Genomic DNA, 16,105 nt, shown 5'->3' on the forward strand with positions numbered 1-16,105 from the left:
GCCGCAGGTCGGGACGGCGAGTCCGGCTGGCCTCAGAGCTTGCGGAGCAGGACCCGGCGGACCGAGTGGTCGGCCGACTTCTGGAGCACCAGCCGTGCGCGCGAGCGCGTGGGGGCGATGTTGCGACGCAGGTTGGGCCCGTTCACCGCCGCCCAGATGCCCAGCGCCGTCTCCCGGGCCTGCTCGTCGGTGAGGTCGGCGAAGCGGTGGAAATAGGCGCCGGCGTCCTGGAACGCCGTCCGCCGGAGGGCCAGGAACCGCTCGACGTACCAGCGCCGGATGTCGGCCTCGGCGGCGTCGACGTAGACGGAGAAGTCGAAGAAGTCCGACAGGAACAGATCGGGCGCGGTGCCGTCGGTGCGGCCGCCGGCCTGCAGCACGTTCAGGCCCTCGAGCACCAGGATGTCGGGCCCGTCCACCGCCTGGTGTGCCCCGGGGACGATGTCGTAGGACTGGTGGTCGTAGACCGGCGCGTAGACCTTCTCCCGGCCGGACTTCACGGCGGCCAGGAACCGGAGCAGCGCGCGCCGGTCGTAGCTCTCGGGAAAGCCCTTGCGGCCCAGCAGTCCCCGCTCCTCGAGCACCGCGTTCGGCAGCAGGAAGCCGTCGGTGGTCACCAGGTCGACGCGGGGCGAGCCGGGGGCGGCGGCCAGCAGCCGCTGCAGGAGCCGTGACGTGGTGCTCTTGCCCACCGCGACGCTGCCGGCGACGGCGATGACGAAGGGCACCTTGGCCGTGTCGTGGCCGAGGAACTCGCTCTGCGCGGCCCACAACCGGCGGCTGGCGGCCACGTGCAGGTCCAGCAGCTCCGCCAGCGGCAGGTAGACCGTGGCCACCTCGTCGAGGTCGATCCGGTCCCCGAGGGTGGCGAGCTCGCGCAGCTCGCCCTCGTCGAGCGGCAGCCGGGAGCCGGCGGCCAGCGCCCGCCACGAGGCGCGGTCGAACACCGCGTAGGGCGAGATCGAGCTCCGCGCACCGGCAGACACGCGACCATCGTGCCGGTCCGGGGTCCCCGCCCTCCCTTCCGGGTCACCCCGGCGGGTGGGCGGGGCACCGGAACGCCGTGCGGAGCGGACGCACGCCGGGACCGCGTCTAGGGTTCCGGTGTGCCGACCCGTCCGGGGCTGCTCGAGTGCATCGAGCGCTACTTCGCCGCAGCTCCGCTCCCGGACGCCGTCATCCACCGCGTCGGCGGGCTCGACGTGCCGATCGGCGACCCCGCCTGGCCCTATCCGGCCCGGCCGCGCACGGGCGGCGATCCGGTCACCGCCGACGACGTCCGCGCCGCCGTCGCCCGTCAGGAGGAGGCCGGGCTCCCGGCCGCCCTGGAGTGGGTCCCCGAGTGCTCGCCCGGCACGGCGGCGGCCGCACGCGCCGCCGGCCTGACCGTCGAGGAGCTCCCCCTCCTGGTCGCCGACGACCCGGTGGAGCTGGTGCTGCCGGCGGGCGTGCGCCTCTACGTCGTGGGCGCCGACGACCCCGAGCTGCCCGGCTACCAGCGGGTGGCCGCCACCGCCTTCGCCAACCCCGGCGGTCCGGCGGACGTCCGTGACCTCCCGCCGGACAGCTCGGCGGAGGCACGGGCCCGCACCGCGGTTCTGCGGGAACGGATCGCCTCCGGCCGCACGGTGATGATGGTGGCGGTGGAGGACGGCCGGCCGGTGGCGGTGGGCTCCCACCAACCCGTGGACATCGACGGCAGCACGGTCAGCGAGGTGGTCGGGGTGGCGACCCTGCCGCGGCTGCGCGGCCGCGGCCTGGGCGCCGGGATGGCCTCGGCGCTCGCCGCGCACGCGGCCGAGAACGCCGACCTGGTGTTCCTCGCCGCGGGGGACGACGACGTCGCCCGCGTGTACGAGCGGGTCGGCTTCGCCCGGCTGGCGACCTGCGCGGTCGCCGACCTGCGCCCGGCCTGCTGACCGGCCTCGTCAGCCGGTGCGCGGAGGGGGGACCGCCGCCGCCGCGGCGGTCAGCGCCGCGCGGGCTTCGCCGTAGCCCACACCTCGGGGCACCTCGCTGAGCAGGACGACGACGCGGTGGCCGACCACCCCGACAGAGTGCACGTGCCGGTTGCCGCCGACGCAGCACATCCAGCCCTGCTTGACCGCGGTCAGCGGGGGAGCGGTCCCGAACAGGCCGAACTGCTGGTCGAATCCGTCGGCCGCCACCGGGGTGGCGGTCCGCATCCATCCCAGCAGCGCGGCCGCGTCGTCCGGGTGCGCCACCGTCGGGAGGAGCGCCAGGAACCGGGCGAGGTCGCGGGCCGTCGTCGTGGCCTGCCCCCACTGACCGGGCACCGCCGGGGGAGTGGTGCCGGTGAGCCGGTACCGCCGGGCCACGTCGGTGACCATCCGGCCTCCGCCGTACCGGACCCACAACGCCGACGCGGCCGGGTCGTCCGAGCTGCGGATCATCTCCTGCAGCAGGACCGGGTCGTCGGGTCGGAGGGACAGCTGCCCGTTCCGGGCCCGGCGCAGGATGTCCTCGGCCATGAACAGCTTGACCATGGACGCGGTGGGGAAGGGCCGCTCGGCCACCGCGTTCCCGGCAGCGGCGGCCGCCATCCGGGCGCTGCGCGCCTCCACGGCACGGATCGACCCGCTCGTCACCGGCACGTGCACCCGGGCGACGTAGACCGCCAGGGTCCCGACCGGTGGATAGGCGCCGGCAACGGCGGGGACCAGCTGGGCGGCGGGCGGCCCTCCCGCGGCCGCCCGCCGGTCCGGCGGGAGCAGCACCTCCGCGAGGACGACCGCGAGCAGGGTCAGGGGCAGCAGCACCCGCCGTCTCGCGGCTCCCGCGGGACGGCGTCGCACGCCGGCCAGGGCCATGCCGCCATCGTGCTCCCGGTCCCACCGGGTGCTTTCCCTTTCATGGAGTGCCGAGCGTGCCGGTGATGGTGCGTAGGGAGGCGGTCGCGGTCAGCTCTGCTCGTGGGTGACGACCAGCGTGGCCCGCGCCAGCGTGTGGAAGAACAGGTTGAAGCCGAGGACGGCCGGCGTCGTGTCCGGGGTGACGTCGAGGGTCTCGGTGTCGACGGCGTGCACGACGACGAAGTAGCGGTGCGGCCCGTGCCCTGCCGGGGGAGCGGCACCCACGTAGCCGGCGAAGCCGGCGTCGTTGCGGAGTTGGACGGCGCCCTCGGGGAGCTTCGGCGCGTCCTTGTCGCCGGCGTCGCTGGGCAGCTCGGTGACCGATGCCGGGATGTTCGCGACCGCCCAGTGCCAGAAGCCGCTGGCCGTGGGGGCGTCGGGGTCGTACACGGTCACCGCGAAGCTCCGGGTGCCCTCGGGGAATCCGGACCAGGACAGCTGCGGCGAGCGGTCCTCGCCACCCGCGCCCAGCACGCCGCTGACGTGCGGCATGGGCAGGACCTCCCCGTCGGAGACGTCGGTGCTGGTGACGGTGAAGCTCGGCACCTTCGGCAGGTGCTCGTAGGGGTCGTAGGACAGCGGCCGGTCGGCCATGCGGGCTCTCCTCTCCTCGGACGTGCGTGGACGCGTGGCCACGCCCGAGGCGACCCTAGGCACGGGGGCAGCGCGCCGCCCGTCGGCCGCCGGCACCCGACCGCCGCCGTTGCGATACGTGCAGGAGTGCCTCCGCCGGTAGCGTCGGCCCGTGCCCGCGTCCCTCGGCCTGCCCGACAGCGTCCGCGTCTGCCTGTTCGACCTCGACGGGGTCCTGACGCGGACGGCGACGGTCCACTTCGCGGCGTGGAAGCGCACGTTCGACGAGTTCCTGCACCGGTACGAACCGGGCCAGCCCGAGTTCAGCCAGCTCGACTACAACCGCTACGTCGACGGCAAGCACCGGGCCGACGGTGTCCGGAGCTTCCTCGAGAGCCGGGGGATCACGCTCCCGGAGGGGAGCCCAGGGGACCCGCCGGACGCGGCCACGGTGCAGGCCATCGCCACCCGCAAGAACGAGATGGTGCTCGCGGAACTGGACGAGCACGGCGTGGAGGTCTATCCCGGCTCCGTGCGCTATTTGCGGGCGGTGAAGGACGCGGGCCTGGCCACGGCGGTCGTCACGGCGTCGGCCAACGGCGAGCACGTGATCGCCGCCGGCGGCTTCGCCGATCTGATCGACGTGCGCGTGGACGGCGTCGTCGCCGCGCGCGAGGGGCTGCGCGGCAAGCCGCACCCGGACACCTTCCTGGCCGGCGCACGCATGCTCGGCGTGGAGCCGGCGGCGGCCGTGGTGTTCGAGGATGCGTTGTCGGGGGTGGAAGCCGGGCGGGCGGGGAACTTCGGCTACGTCGTCGGCGTGGACCGGGTCGGTCACGCCCAGGAGCTGGCCGCGGCCGGTGCCGACGTCGTCGTCCAGGACCTGGTGGAGCTGATGGGGGAGCGACCGTGACCCAGCTCCTGGGATTCCCCGGGTGCGGAGCACCGCCGGGCCGGCTCGCGACGAGCGTGGACGAGGAGAAGGAATGACCGAGGGCCGAGCGACCTTCCCGATCGAGCCGTGGTCCCTCACCGAGGTCGGGCTCGACCGTTCCTCCCTCGGCGTCCACGAGTCGGTGTTCGCGCTGACCAACGGGCACATCGGCATGCGTGGCTCGTTCGAGGAGGGCGAGCCCGTCGTCGTCCCCGGGACCTATCTGAACGGCTTCTTCGAGGAGCGGCCGCTGCCCTACGCCGAGGCCGGCTACGGCTTCCCGGAGCAGGGCCAGACGATGGTCAACGTCACCGACGGCAAGCTGATCCGGCTGCTGGTCAAGGACTCGCCGCTGGACCTCAACTACGGCGAGATCATCGACCACCACCGGACGCTGGACCTGCGGGCCGGGGTGCTCCGCCGGTCCACCGAGTGGCGGTCGCCGGGCGGCCGGACGGTGCGGGTGACCAGCACCCGGCTGGTCTCGCTGTCCCGGCGGTCGATCGCGGCGATCGAGTACAAGGTGGAGGTCACCGACGACCTCGGGGACCTCTACGTCGCGCTCCAGTCGGACCTGCTGGCCAACGAGTCGGTCCACACCGACGAGGACGACCCCCGGGCGGCCGCGCTGCTGGCCAGGCCGCTGCAGTGCGAGCTGGCGGTCGGACGGGGCAGGCGGGCGGTGCTGGTGCACCGCACCAGGCGCAGCCGGCTGCGGATGGCGGCCGGCATGGACCACGTCATCGAGGTACCCGACAGCAGCACCGAGGACCTGGAGGCCGCCGGCGACCTGGCCCGCTACACCCTGGCGGCGCGGATCCCGCCCGGGGGCTCGCTCAAGCTGGTCAAGTTCCTGGCGTACGGGTGGTCCTCCCGCCGCTCGGACGCCGCCGTGCGCGACCAGGTGGAGGGCGCACTGGCCACGGCGAAGCTCGCTGGTTGGGAGCGGCTGGCCCGCGAGCAGCGTGAGCTGCTCGCCCAGCACTGGGACGAGGCCGATGTCGAGATCGAGGGTGACGACGAGCTGCAGCAGGCGGTGCGCGTGGGCATGTTCCACGTCCTGCAGGCGGGGCTGCGCGGCGAGCGCCAGCCCATCCCGGCCAAGGGGCTGACCGGCCCCGGCTACGACGGCCACACGTTCTGGGACACCGAGACCTACGTGCTGCCGGTCCTGACCTACACGGCGCCGCACGCGGTCCGCGACGCCCTGCGGTGGCGGCATTCGACGCTGCCCATGGCCCGGGAACGGGCGCGGGTGCTCGGCCGCCGGGGGGCGGCCTTCCCGTGGCGGACGATCCGCGGCGAGGAGACCTCCGGCTACTGGCCGGCCGGGACGGCGGCCTTCCACATCAACGCCGACATCGCCGACGCCGTCGTCCGGTACTACAACGCCACGCTCGACGAGGACTTCGACCGCGACTTCGGCGCCGAGCTGCTGATCGAGACCGCGCGCCTCTGGGCGTCACTGGGGCACTTCGACCCCGAGCACGGCTTCCGCATCGACGGGGTCACCGGGCCCGACGAGTACACCGCCGTCGTCGACAACAACGTCTACACGAACTTGATGGCGCAGCGGAACCTGCGGGAGGCCGCGGAGGCGGTCAAGCGCCAGCCGGACGTGGCGGGGCGGCTGGACGTCGCCCCCGAGGAGGTCGACGAGTGGCTGCGGGCCGCCGCCCTCATGGCGGTGCCCTACGACACCCAGCGGGGCGTGCACATGCAGTCCGACGCCTTCACCCACCACGAGGAGTGGGACTTCGCGAACACGCCGAAGGAGAACTACCCCCTCCTGCTGCACTATCCCTACTTCGAGATCTACCGCAAGCAGGTCGTGAAGCAGGCCGACCTGGTCATGGCGCTGCACCTGCGGGGGGACGCGTTCACCCTCGAGGAGAAGATCGCCAACTTCGCCTACTACGAGGCCCGGACGACGCGGGACTCGTCCCTGTCGGCCAGCCAGCAGGCGGTCGTCGCCGCGGAAACCGGCCACCTGCAGCTGGCCTACGACTACTGGGCGGAGGCGGCCCTGACCGACCTGCAGAACCTGCACCACAACTCAGGGCACGGACTGCACATCGCCTCGCTGGCCGGCGGCTGGACGGTCGCGGTGGCCGGCTTCGGCGGGCTCCGCGACCACAACGGCGAGCTCACCTTCGGGCCGCGGCTGCCCGAGCGCATCAGCCGGCTGCGGTTCCGGGTCGTCTATCGCGGGCGCAAGCTGACGGTGACGGTGACCCCCGACCAGGCCACCTACCGCCTGGTGGAGGGCGACCCGCTGGACATCCGGCACCACGGCCGGCAGGTCACCGTCGACCACGAGGACCTCGTGCTGGAGATCCCGCCGCCGCCGAAGGTGGACCCGGTCAGCCAGCCGGTGGGCTGCGAGCCGCGCCGGCGGGCACGCCCGGGCATGCCGCCACGGGTGCACCCGTCGGCTAAGGACTCCGAACGGCTCAGGTGAGCAGCCAGCGGGCGCCCAGCAGCAGCGCCCCGACGTCGACGGCGAGGAAGACGCCGACCCAGACGACCGCCGGCAGAGGGGTGAGGCGGGCGAGCTGGTCGGCGTCGGAGTCCGGCGCCGCGCGACGACGGCGGGCGGCCTGCAGCTCGAGGACGGTCCGCGGCGCCGCCAGGAGCAGGAACCAGGTGGCCATCGCGGCGAAGACGGTCTGGCCCTGCGGCGGCAGCCACCACGTCGCCGCGAACACCACGGCCCCGGTCACCAGCACCGACCACAGCCCGTACCAGTTGCGGATCTGCACCAGCAGCAACCCGAGCAGGACCAGCAGGGCCCAGAGCAGCCCGATCGCGTGCCCGGCGGCGAGCAGGGCAGCCGCACCCAGCCCGATCAGACCGGGACCGGTGTAGCCGGCGGCGCAGGTGAGCACCATGCCCGCCCCCGTGGGCCGGCCCGCGGACACGGTCAGCCCCGACGTGTCCGAGTGCAGCCGGATCCCCGCCAGCCGCCGTCCCGCGGCCAGGGCCACGACGCCGTGGGCGCCCTCGTGGGCGATGGTGACCACGTGCCGGGTGGCGCGCCAGAGCCCCGGATACAGGACGAGCAGGGCGGCGGCCGCCGCCGCGGCCAGCAGCACCGGGTCCGGCAGGTCGGGGACGGTGGCGGTGACGCGGGCCCAGAACCGGCCCAGTGCTCGCGTGCCGGGACCGTCCACGGTCCCGAGTCAACCGCACCGATCCGGCAGGGCCGCGCAACCCAGCCGGCTCGGTCGCTCGACGGCGGGGGAGGGGAGTGCCAGCATCCGGGCGTGGACCTGCTCGCCTCGCTGCCCGCCTTCGTCGGAGCGGTGCTGCTGATCTCCGCCTCGCCGGGGCCGGCGATGGCCCTGGTTCTCCGCCGGGCGGCCCTGCGGGGGCTGGGTGGCGCGGTGCCGACGGTGCTCGGCCTGGAACTGGGCCTCTACGCCTGGGCGCTGCTCGCCGGGGCGGGCTTCGCGGCCCTGGTCGCGGCCTCGGAGGTCGCCTACCTGGTGCTGCGGATCGTCGGCGCCGCCGTCCTCCTGCTGCTCGGTATCCGGGCGTGGCGCACCGCCTGGCGGGGGAGCGGTGTCCCCGACGCGACCGGGACCGCCGCGGTGGACCGGCGGTGCTGGTGGCGCTCCTTCGCCGAGGGGGTCGTGGTGCAGCTGGCCAACCCGAAGGCAGCGGTGTTCATGATCGCCTTCTATCCGCAGTTCGTGCCCCCGGACGGACCGGTCTTCGCGACGACGGCGGTGCTCGGACTGCTCCAGATCACCCTGGAGACGGGGCTGTACCTGGCCCTGGCCGCGGGCGTGGCGCGCGCGGGCGCCTGGTTCCGGCGGCCACGCATCCGCACCTGGCTGGAGGCGGTCAGCGGCACGGTGCTCGTCGCCCTCGGCCTGCGGGTGGCGGTGTCCGGCCGGTGAGGCCGCTCAGTTCCCCGGCTTGACGGCCCGGCCGCGCTCCCGGTCGGCGTCGTCGGCCTCGTAGGCGCCCGGTGCCGCCGTCGCCGTCCCGGCGTCGTCCGTGCCGGGGGCGGCCGGTTTCGCGGTCAGGTTGCCGGGGCCGGGGACGGCGTGCCCGCGGGCTCGGCTCGGTCGTCGGTGTCGGGACGCTCGTCGGTCATGCCGGGCCGCTACCCGCGCGAGCGCGGCCGAACGCACCCGGACCGCAGCAGGGACGCGTCGCGCCGGCGGAAATCAGCGGTACCGGTGCGATGATCGGAGGGTCGAACGGAGGGCTCGCATGACGTCTCCCGAGACCACGCGGCACGGAGCCGACGAGCCCAGCGCCGTCGACCAGGCCCTCGGACGGCTGAGCCCGGAGGCGGTCCGGCAGGGCACCGGGCGGAGCTGGGCGGACTGGCTCCAGGCGCTGGACGCCGCCGGTGCGGGGGACTGGGACCACCGCGCCATCGTCGATCACCTGGAGAGCCACCATCCGGAGGTCTCCGCGTGGTGGCAGCAGTCCCTGGCCGTCGCGTACGAACGGGCCCGTGGGCGGCGGGTCGTCGGCCAGGCCCCGGACGCCGGTCGGCAGATCGGCGTGCAGCGGAGCGTGTCGGTGACCCCCGGGCGGCTGTGGGCGGTGCTCACCACGCAGCCCGATCTCTGGCTCGGCCCGGGTGCGTCCGTGGTGTTCGAGCCGGGCCGCGCCTACGAGGTGCCGCCGGGGCAGTGGGGCCCCGGGGCCCGGGGAGAGGTGCGCGTGGTGAAGCCCGGTGACCGCCTGCGGATGACCTGGCAACCGGAGGGCTGGTCGGAGCCGGCCACGCTGCAGGTCGCGCTCTCTCCGGCGGCTCCCGGCCGGACCCGGGTGCAGGCGCACCTGGAGCACCTGCCGGACGTGTCCGTCCGGGAGACCGTGCGCGAACGCCTGCGGGCGGCGCTGGAGCGGGTCGCACGCGCCGCGGAGGCGTAGCCGGACACCGTCAGTCCGCGGTCAGCAGCCACCGGGCGAAGACGGCCTCCCCGCCGAGCTCGACCATCCAGCGGACGGACAGCCGCAGCGTTCGGGCGCCCACCTCGAGCAGGGGCGCGCCCGCGTCGTCCACGTCGGCGTCGTACGCGGCGGACGACGGCGTCGGACCGGGCCGCTCCCTGCTCAGCGAGGCGCCGTCGGGTCCGGTGCCGTCGAGGGCAGCGCTGATCAGTGCCAGCCGGCCGCTGGGCACCTCCACGGGGTCGCCGGGCTGGTCCCCATCGGTCGGATGGGCCAGCGCGGCGGCGACCACGCCGCGGTGGTCGGGACCGCCGGCCTGGACGATCGCCACCGAGCCGTCGGGGGACCGGAAGACCTCCAGCCAGCCCTCGTCGCCCACCTCCGGGTCGGTGAGGATCAGGCCGGCCGAGCCGGGGCCGACCCGGACGCTGGTCGTCTCGTAGCCGAGGTGGGGCACCAGCTCCTCGTAGGCGCTGTCGCTCATGCCCCGCCAGTGCGCGAGCAGGCCGGCGTCCATGGCGAGGAAGGGCTCGCCGTTGGTCCAGCAACGGCCGACGTGGGTCCAGGTGGGTGGCATGACCTGCAGTGTGACGCCCGGGGGCGTCAGGGGTCGGGCACCAGCCTTCGACCTGACATAATGTGCGTTATCGGCGCTGGATCCAGGCCGGCGAGAAGGGCTCGCCGTGGTGACCGGGCCCGGCGAGCACCCATCGGTGCGGCCACCTCGGCGGTCGGCGCCTCGTTCTGTCGACGTCCGGCGCTCCCGGTCCCCATCGGCGCGCCCCGCGCGTCGGACACCTCTGGCTGGCGGACGACTGTGCCCCGTGCCATGTCGCTCGACGTGGCATCGCCCGGCGTCCTCCGTCCTCGACTCCCCCACGAGTTGATCTTGCTGTCGTTTGATCTTGACTGCCATGTCGGCCCCGAGGCCGGATCGATCCTCCAGGTCGCCGAGCCCGCGATCGACCGTCGTGCGCACCCCGAGCCCCCAGCGTGTGCCGCCTCCCCCGGTCCGCCTACCCCGACCAGTTACGTCACGGTGACGTAATTACGGTGATGTGGGCGGCTCGACGGGCGCCGACGCCCGGCTGTTCGTAGGGTCGGGTCATGCAGATCCGACGTCCGATCGCCGCACTCTTCGTCGCCCTGGCGCTCTTCGGAGGTGGCACTGCGACGTTGGCCGGCTGTGGTGACCCCGCGGGCCTGGACCGCAACGACGGGACCAGCGACGACAGCGAGAACACCAGCGGCAACGACCCGGGCAGCGACGAGCAGGACAACCTGCCCGACACCAGCAACCGGCAGACCGACACCGAGGACCAGGACGACGACAACCAGGACCCCGACTGAGTCGTTCAGCCGGCGCGCTCGCTGACCCAGAGCCGGTCGAGGCGGCCGGTGGAGCGCACGAGCTCCGCCAGCTGGCGCTCCAGCTCGGCCTTCGTCGGCTTCTCCGCCAGCAGCGTCTGGGTGTCCTCCAGCGCGCACCGCAGCTGGTACAGGCGGTCCTGCAGCCCGTCCAGCTCGTGGCGGGACACCAGGACGACGTCGCCGGGCAGACCCGCCTTCGCGGTCGCGGTGCGCTGCTCGTAGGCCCGCTGCCGGCAGGCCTGACCGCAGTAGAGCCGCGGCCGTCCGACGGAGCCCTGCTGGGGCAGCACCCGGCGGCACCAACCGCAGCGCCGTTGCTCGTCGCTCCCCCGGTTCGGGACGGGCGCCACGGGGATCTCCGTCGCGGTGCCGGCTGCGTGTCGTTCTGCCACGTCTGCGCACGGTAGACGTACGGGACGACAGCTTTCGGGGACACGCCAGAGAACGGCGGCGAGAGGGGCGGTGGCATGGGCGGTGGCATGGGCGGTGGCATGGGCGGTGGCATGGACGGTGCCATGGGCGGTGCCATGGACGGTCGGGTGCCCGACACGGAGCCGATCGGGTTCGACGCCCTCTCCGAGGACTGGTTGCGGTCGGTGGGCAGCCTCAAGTGGACCCGCTACGGCCCGGCCATCGGCGCCTTCGTCGCGGAGATGGACTTCGGCACCGCGCCGGCCGTCACCGCGGCGCCGCACCACGCGGTGGACCGCGGCCGGCTGGGTTACCTCACCACCGAGGACGCGGCCGCCATGGCGCGTGCCTGCGCCGACTGGCAGCTGCGCCGGTACGGCTGGCAGGTGCCGCCCGAGCGGGTCACCCCGCTGGCCGACGTCGTCGCCGGGCTGCAGGTGGCCATCGAGCGGTTCACGCCCGCGGGCAGCCCCGTCGTCCTGCCCACGCCGGCCTACATGCCCTTCCTCGCCGTGCCCGGGCTGCTGGGCCGGGAGCTGCTGCAGGTGCCGATGGTCGAGCGGGAGGGCCGCGCCACCCACGACCTCGACGGGATCGCCCGGGCCTTCCGTGCCGGCGCCCGGCTGCTCGTGCACGTCAATCCGCACAACCCCCTCGGACGCGTGTTCACCGCCGAGGAGCAGCTGGCGCTCGCCGACGTGGTGGAGGACGCCGGCGCCCGCGTCTTCTCCGACGAGATCCACGCGCCGCTGGTCCACCCCGGCGCGGTGCACCGGCCGTACGCGTCGCTCTCCCCGGTCACCGCGAGGCACACCGTCACCGCGACGTCGGCGTCCAAGGCGTGGAATCTGCCCGGCCTCAAGGCGGCTCAGCTGATCCTGTCCGACGCCGGGGACGTCGCCCACTGGGACCGCGTCGGCTCCCTGTACACCCATGGCGCGTCCACGCCCGGGGTGCTCGCCAGCACGGCCGCCTACCGGGCCGGCGGGCCGTGGCTGGACGGCGTCCTGGCGTACCTGGACGGAACCCGCCGGCTGCTCGGCGAGCTCCTGGCCGAGCGGCTTCCCGAGGTGCGCTGGACCCCGCCGGAGGGCACCTACCTGGCCTGGCTGGACTGCCGGGACCTGGCGCTGCCCACCTCGGCCGGTGACTTCTTCCTCGAGCGGGCGGGGGTCGCGCTGGTCGACGGTCCCGAGTGCGGCGCCCCCGGAGCCGGGCACGTGCGGCTGAACTTCGCCACGCCGCGCCCGGTGCTCCGGACGCTCGTGAAGCGCATGGCCGACGCGGTGCGCCGCCGGTGAGAGCGCCGGCCCGGACCGGCCGGGGGCCGGAGACGACGTCACCGACCCCCACTAGCGTGGAGCCGTGCCCGCCGTGCGTTACGCCTTCCTCGACGGGCCCACGCCGCTGGCCATGGCCCACCGGGGCGGCGCCATCGAGCACCTCGAGAACACGATGCCGGCCTTCGAGGCCTGCGTGGACCTGGGCTACCGGTACCTGGAGACCGACGTGCAGGTGACCGGCGACGGCGTCCTCGTCGCCTTCCACGACGCGACGCTGGAACGGGTGACCGACCGCACGGGACGGCTGGACAGCCTGACGTGGGCGGAGGTCTCGACCGCCCGCATCGGCGGCCGGGAGCCGATCGTCGGGCTGGAGGACCTGCTGGGCGCCTGGCCCGACGTCCGCTTCAACCTCGACATCAAGGCGGCAGGCGTGCTGGCGCCGCTGGTGCGCACGGTCCGCCGGCTCGGCGTGGCCGACCGGATCTGCCTGGGCTCGTTCTCCGACGCCCGCATCGCCGCGGCGCGCCGGCTCTTCGGCCCGACCGTCTGCACGTCGCTCGGCCCGCGGGGCGTCGCCGCGCTCCGGCTGTCCTCCTACTCGCCGCGGGCGGCCGGTCTCGTACGGATCCAGGCCGGCTGCGCGCAAGTGCCGCTGCAGCTGGGCGGCCGGGCGCTGGTCGACGAGCGGTTCCTGGCCGCCGCCCACGCGCGGGGGCTCCAGGTGCACGTCTGGACCGTCGACACCGAGGCCGAGGCCACCCGCATGCTGGACCTGGGGGTCGACGGGCTCATGACCGACCGGCCGGCCATGGTCCGCGAGCTGCTCGAGAAGCGCGGGCAGTGGACACCTCGCTGACCCGGTGGCGTGGTCCCGGAGAAGGTGCCGTGACGGCGGTCCCCACTCCGGGGGACGACGGCGTGCCGTCCCACCCCCGGTGCTGGACCCGCCGTCCGGCGGCTGGGAACCTGCGCCGGTGACCACCGCGCCACCCACCGCCGGAGCCGGGCCCACGGTTCCCCCCGTCGACCGTGCGCTGAAGCGGGAGCGCCTCGGCTGGTACTCCTACGACTGGGCCATGTCGGTCTTCAACACCTCGGTGACGACCGTCTTCCTGGCTCCCTACCTCACCTCGATCGCGGAGTCCGCCGCCGACGCCGACGGCCGGATCCACCCGCTGGGGATCGGCGTCCCGGCCGGCAGCTTCTTCGGCTACGTCGTGTCGCTCTCGGTCGCCCTGCAGGTGCTGGTCCTCCCCCTCACCGGGGCGATCGCCGACCGCAGCGGGCACAAGCGGCAGCTGCTCGCCGGCTTCGCCACCCTGGGGTCGCTGTGCACCATGGCGATGTTCTTCGTGGCGGACCAGCGGTACATGCTCGGCGCCGGCCTCTACGTCGTCGCCAACCTCTGCTTCGGGGCCGCCACCGTCGTCTACTACTCGTGGCTGCCCGACCTCGCCGGACCGGACGAGCGCGACGCGGTGTCCAGCCGCGGCTGGGCGATCGGGTACATCGGCGGGGCGCTGCTCCTGGCGGCCAGCCTGGCGCTGTTCACGCGGCACGAGAGCCTCGGCCTCACCGAGGGCGAGGCGGTGCGCATCTGCCTGGCCTCGGCCGGCATCTGGTGGGCCGGGTTCACCGTCGTCAGCGTCACCCTGCTGCGCAACCGCCGTCCGCGGCACGTCGAGCCGTCCGCCACGTCGGCGGGCGCGCTGTCGGGCGGTTTCCGCCAGCTGGGCGCCACCCTCCGGGACCTGCGCGGCTACCGGCTGACGCTGTGGTTCCTCGCCGCCTACCTGCTGTACAACGACGGCGTCCAGACGATCATCGCCGTGTCGGCGCAGTACGGCGCCGAGCAGCTGGACCTGTCGCAGACGACGCTGGTGTCGGCCATCCTCCTGGTGCAGGTGGTGGCGTTCTTCGGCGCGCTGGCCCTCGGGCGGATCGCGGCGGCCGTGGGCGCCAAGCGGACGGTGCTCGGCGCCCTGGTGGTGTGGACCGGCGTCCTGGTGGCGGCCTACTTCCTGGAGGCCGGCGCCGTGCTGCAGTTCTACCTGCTGGCGTCGGTGATCGGATTCGTCCAGGGCGGCACACAGGCGCTCTCCCGGTCGATGTTCAGCCAGCTCATCCCGCCGGGGAAGGAGGCCGAGTACTTCGGCTTCTACGAGATCAGCGACCGTGGCACCAGCTGGCTGGGGCCGTTCCTGTTCGCCCTGACCTACCAGCTGACCGACTCCTACCGGTACGCGATCTTCAGCCTGATCTTCTTCTTCGTCGCCGGCGGCCTCCTGCTGGCGAAGCTCGACCTCCGCCGGGCGATCGTCGCGGCGGGCAACACCCCACCGGAGCGCCTGTGAGCCGCGATGCCGCGGAGGTCGATGCCGGGAAGGTCGGGGCCGCGGAGGTCGAAGCGGCCGAGGTCGGGGCCGCCGGTGGCGTGGCGGGGAACCCGGGTGACGAGCCGGTGGACGACTCGGCCCTCTCCCCCGTGCCGCCGGCGCTGTCGTCCGTGCCGGCGTCCGGGGACCGCTGGCGCCATCCGGCGCCGGCGCACCTGCGGTTCTTCCACGGGCCCATGAATTGCGGGAAGTCGACGCTGGCGCTGCAGGTCGACCACAACCACAGCCGGCAGGGCCGTCACGGAATGCTGGTCACCCAGGGCGACCGCTCGTCGGAACCGCGGATCAGCTCCCGCGTGGGCCTCTCCCGGGACGCGACCGAGATCGACGGCGGCACCGACCTGCGGCGGCTCGTACGCGGCCGGTGGGCCGCCGGGCACCGGGTCGACTACCTCATCGTGGACGAGGCCCAGTTCCTCACCGCCACGCAGGTGGACCAGCTCGCCGAGCTCGTCGACCAGTGGCACGTCGACGTCTACGCCTTCGGGCTCACCACCGACTTCCGCACGCGGCTGTTCCCCGGCACCCAGCGGCTCCTCGAGCTCGCCGACGACGTGCAGCGCGTGCAGGTGGAGGTCCTCTGCTGGTGCGGCCTGCCGGGCCTGCTCAACGCCCGGGTGGTGGACGGCGCGATGGTCCGCTCCGGCGAGACCGTCGTCGTGGCCGACACCGCACCCGCCGAGCTGCCGGGGACGGAGGCGCCCGCCGTCCGCTACCAGGTGCTGTGCCGGCGGCACTACGTGCTCGGCGAGCTGGGCCCCACCCCGGCCGGGCCGGGACAGCTCGCGCTGCCCTGATCCCGCGGATCACCCTTCCGAGGGGCGCCGGCGCCCCGGACCTGACCCCATGCGATGATGGACAACTGATTCGGCGGAATCCTTCCGCGATTTCTGTCGTTCATCTCAGTGACTCTCCGGTTCGTGGGTATGGCCCCGTCGCCGGACATCGAGTCGCGACCGACACCACGAACGAGAGGACGGTGTGCCATGGGCGAGCGTTCCCTGCGCGGCAGCCGATTGGGCAGCGTCAGCTACGAGACCGAGCGGAACACGGCGCCCATCGACCGGCAGTACGCCGAGTACCGGTGCCCGTCGGGCCACCTGTTCACGGTTCCGTTCGCCGACGACGCCGAGCTCCCCGACACCTGGGAGTGCAAGTTCGACGGTTCCGCGGCCAAGCTCGTGGGTGGGGCCGAGCCGGCTCCCAAGAAGGTGAAGCCGCCGCGGACCCACTGGGACATGCTGCTGGAGCGTCGGTCCGTGGAGGACCTCGAAGAGGTGCTCGCCGAGCGCCTCGACGTGCTCCGTGGCCGGCGCACCCGCGCCAGCTGACGAAGGACCC

The 16,105-nt window shown here is 74.0% G+C and carries 17 protein-coding genes; 11 read left to right on the forward strand and 6 right to left on the reverse strand.

The genetic code is table 11. The features are described 5' to 3' along the window. Positions 1-32: 32 nt before the first annotated feature. Positions 33-986: a type I pantothenate kinase gene (gene coaA / locus ACFSHS_RS19365; protein ID WP_376879659.1), complete on the reverse strand. Its 954-nt coding sequence runs from the start codon at positions 984-986 to the stop codon at positions 33-35. A 120-nt stretch (positions 987-1,106) separates the two neighbouring features. Here coaA and ACFSHS_RS19370 point away from each other — a divergent pair, with 120 nt between their 5' ends. Next, positions 1,107-1,919 carry a GNAT family N-acetyltransferase gene (locus ACFSHS_RS19370; protein ID WP_376879661.1) on the forward strand — a complete coding sequence of 271 codons (813 nt, stop codon included), beginning with the start codon at positions 1,107-1,109 and terminating at the stop codon, positions 1,917-1,919. Positions 1,920-1,928: 9 nt separating this feature from the next. On the opposite strand, the gene ACFSHS_RS19375 is transcribed toward ACFSHS_RS19370, so the two are convergent. Together ACFSHS_RS19375 and ACFSHS_RS19380 are read right to left on the reverse strand one after the other, a co-directional pair. After that, positions 1,929-2,831, reverse strand: coding sequence for a serine hydrolase (locus ACFSHS_RS19375; protein ID WP_376879664.1), 903 nt, complete (start codon positions 2,829-2,831; stop codon positions 1,929-1,931). A 90-nt stretch (positions 2,832-2,921) separates the two neighbouring features. Continuing rightward, positions 2,922-3,467, reverse strand: coding sequence for a YbhB/YbcL family Raf kinase inhibitor-like protein (locus ACFSHS_RS19380; protein ID WP_376879666.1), 546 nt, complete (start codon positions 3,465-3,467; stop codon positions 2,922-2,924). A gap of 151 nt (positions 3,468-3,618) precedes the next feature. Here ACFSHS_RS19380 and ACFSHS_RS19385 point away from each other — a divergent pair, with 151 nt between their 5' ends. Together ACFSHS_RS19385 and ACFSHS_RS19390 are read left to right on the forward strand one after the other, a co-directional pair. Then, the gene (locus ACFSHS_RS19385) at positions 3,619-4,359 is read left to right on the forward strand and encodes an HAD family hydrolase (protein ID WP_376879669.1); all 741 of its coding nucleotides are present in this window, start codon (positions 3,619-3,621) and stop codon (positions 4,357-4,359) included. Between the two features lie 73 nt (positions 4,360-4,432). Continuing rightward, positions 4,433-6,841 (forward strand): glycoside hydrolase family 65 protein, encoded by a 2,409-nt coding sequence (locus ACFSHS_RS19390; RefSeq protein ID WP_376879671.1) that lies wholly within the window; start codon positions 4,433-4,435, stop codon positions 6,839-6,841. On the opposite strand, the gene ACFSHS_RS19395 is transcribed toward ACFSHS_RS19390, so the two are convergent. Then, positions 6,834-7,553 carry a M50 family metallopeptidase gene (locus ACFSHS_RS19395; RefSeq protein WP_376879673.1) on the reverse strand — a complete coding sequence of 240 codons (720 nt, stop codon included), beginning with the start codon at positions 7,551-7,553 and terminating at the stop codon, positions 6,834-6,836. The genes ACFSHS_RS19390 and ACFSHS_RS19395 overlap by 8 nt on opposite strands. A 93-nt stretch (positions 7,554-7,646) precedes the next feature. Between ACFSHS_RS19395 and ACFSHS_RS19400 the strand changes: the two genes are divergently transcribed. Further along, the gene (locus tag ACFSHS_RS19400) at positions 7,647-8,285 is read left to right on the forward strand and encodes a LysE family translocator (protein ID WP_376879675.1); all 639 of its coding nucleotides are present in this window, start codon (positions 7,647-7,649) and stop codon (positions 8,283-8,285) included. A gap of 319 nt (positions 8,286-8,604) precedes the next feature. Beyond that, positions 8,605-9,279, forward strand: coding sequence for an SRPBCC family protein (locus tag ACFSHS_RS19405; protein WP_376879678.1), 675 nt, complete (start codon positions 8,605-8,607; stop codon positions 9,277-9,279). A 10-nt stretch (positions 9,280-9,289) separates the two neighbouring features. Here ACFSHS_RS19405 and ACFSHS_RS19410 read toward each other — a convergent pair whose 3' ends face one another. Beyond that, on the reverse strand, positions 9,290-9,877 hold the full coding sequence (locus ACFSHS_RS19410) for a hypothetical protein (protein ID WP_376879681.1): 588 nt from the start codon (positions 9,875-9,877) through the stop codon (positions 9,290-9,292). A 530-nt stretch (positions 9,878-10,407) separates the two neighbouring features. On the opposite strand from ACFSHS_RS19410, the gene ACFSHS_RS19415 reads away from it, so the two are divergent. Then, positions 10,408-10,650, forward strand: coding sequence for a hypothetical protein (locus tag ACFSHS_RS19415; RefSeq protein WP_376879683.1), 243 nt, complete (start codon positions 10,408-10,410; stop codon positions 10,648-10,650). Between the two features lie 5 nt (positions 10,651-10,655). Here ACFSHS_RS19415 and ACFSHS_RS19420 read toward each other — a convergent pair whose 3' ends face one another. Next, complete coding sequence (locus ACFSHS_RS19420; protein ID WP_376879685.1) at positions 10,656-11,063, reverse strand: hypothetical protein; 408 nt, start codon at positions 11,061-11,063, stop codon at positions 10,656-10,658. Positions 11,064-11,138: 75 nt separating this feature from the next. Between ACFSHS_RS19420 and ACFSHS_RS19425 the strand changes: the two genes are divergently transcribed. From ACFSHS_RS19425 to ACFSHS_RS19445, 5 genes are all read left to right on the forward strand, one after another. Further along, positions 11,139-12,383, forward strand: coding sequence for a MalY/PatB family protein (locus ACFSHS_RS19425; RefSeq protein ID WP_376879687.1), 1,245 nt, complete (start codon positions 11,139-11,141; stop codon positions 12,381-12,383). Between the two features lie 64 nt (positions 12,384-12,447). Further along, positions 12,448-13,224, forward strand: a complete 777-nt coding sequence (locus ACFSHS_RS19430) for a glycerophosphodiester phosphodiesterase (RefSeq protein WP_376879690.1) — start codon at positions 12,448-12,450, stop codon at positions 13,222-13,224. A 118-nt stretch (positions 13,225-13,342) separates the two neighbouring features. Further along, positions 13,343-14,722: an MFS transporter gene (locus ACFSHS_RS19435; RefSeq protein WP_376879692.1), complete on the forward strand. Its 1,380-nt coding sequence runs from the start codon at positions 13,343-13,345 to the stop codon at positions 14,720-14,722. Then, on the forward strand, positions 14,719-15,561 hold the full coding sequence (locus ACFSHS_RS19440; RefSeq protein WP_376879695.1) for a thymidine kinase: 843 nt from the start codon (positions 14,719-14,721) through the stop codon (positions 15,559-15,561). Before ACFSHS_RS19435 ends, ACFSHS_RS19440 begins: the two co-directional genes overlap by 4 nt. Positions 15,562-15,750: 189 nt before the next feature. Then, positions 15,751-16,095, forward strand: coding sequence for an RNA polymerase-binding protein RbpA (locus tag ACFSHS_RS19445; RefSeq protein WP_089336610.1), 345 nt, complete (start codon positions 15,751-15,753; stop codon positions 16,093-16,095). The last annotated feature ends 10 nt before the right edge of the window (positions 16,096-16,105 follow it).

The sequence above is a fragment of the Blastococcus deserti genome, assembly GCF_042682525.1.
GTDB classification, from domain to species: Bacteria; Actinomycetota; Actinomycetes; order Mycobacteriales; family Geodermatophilaceae; genus Blastococcus_B; species Blastococcus_B deserti.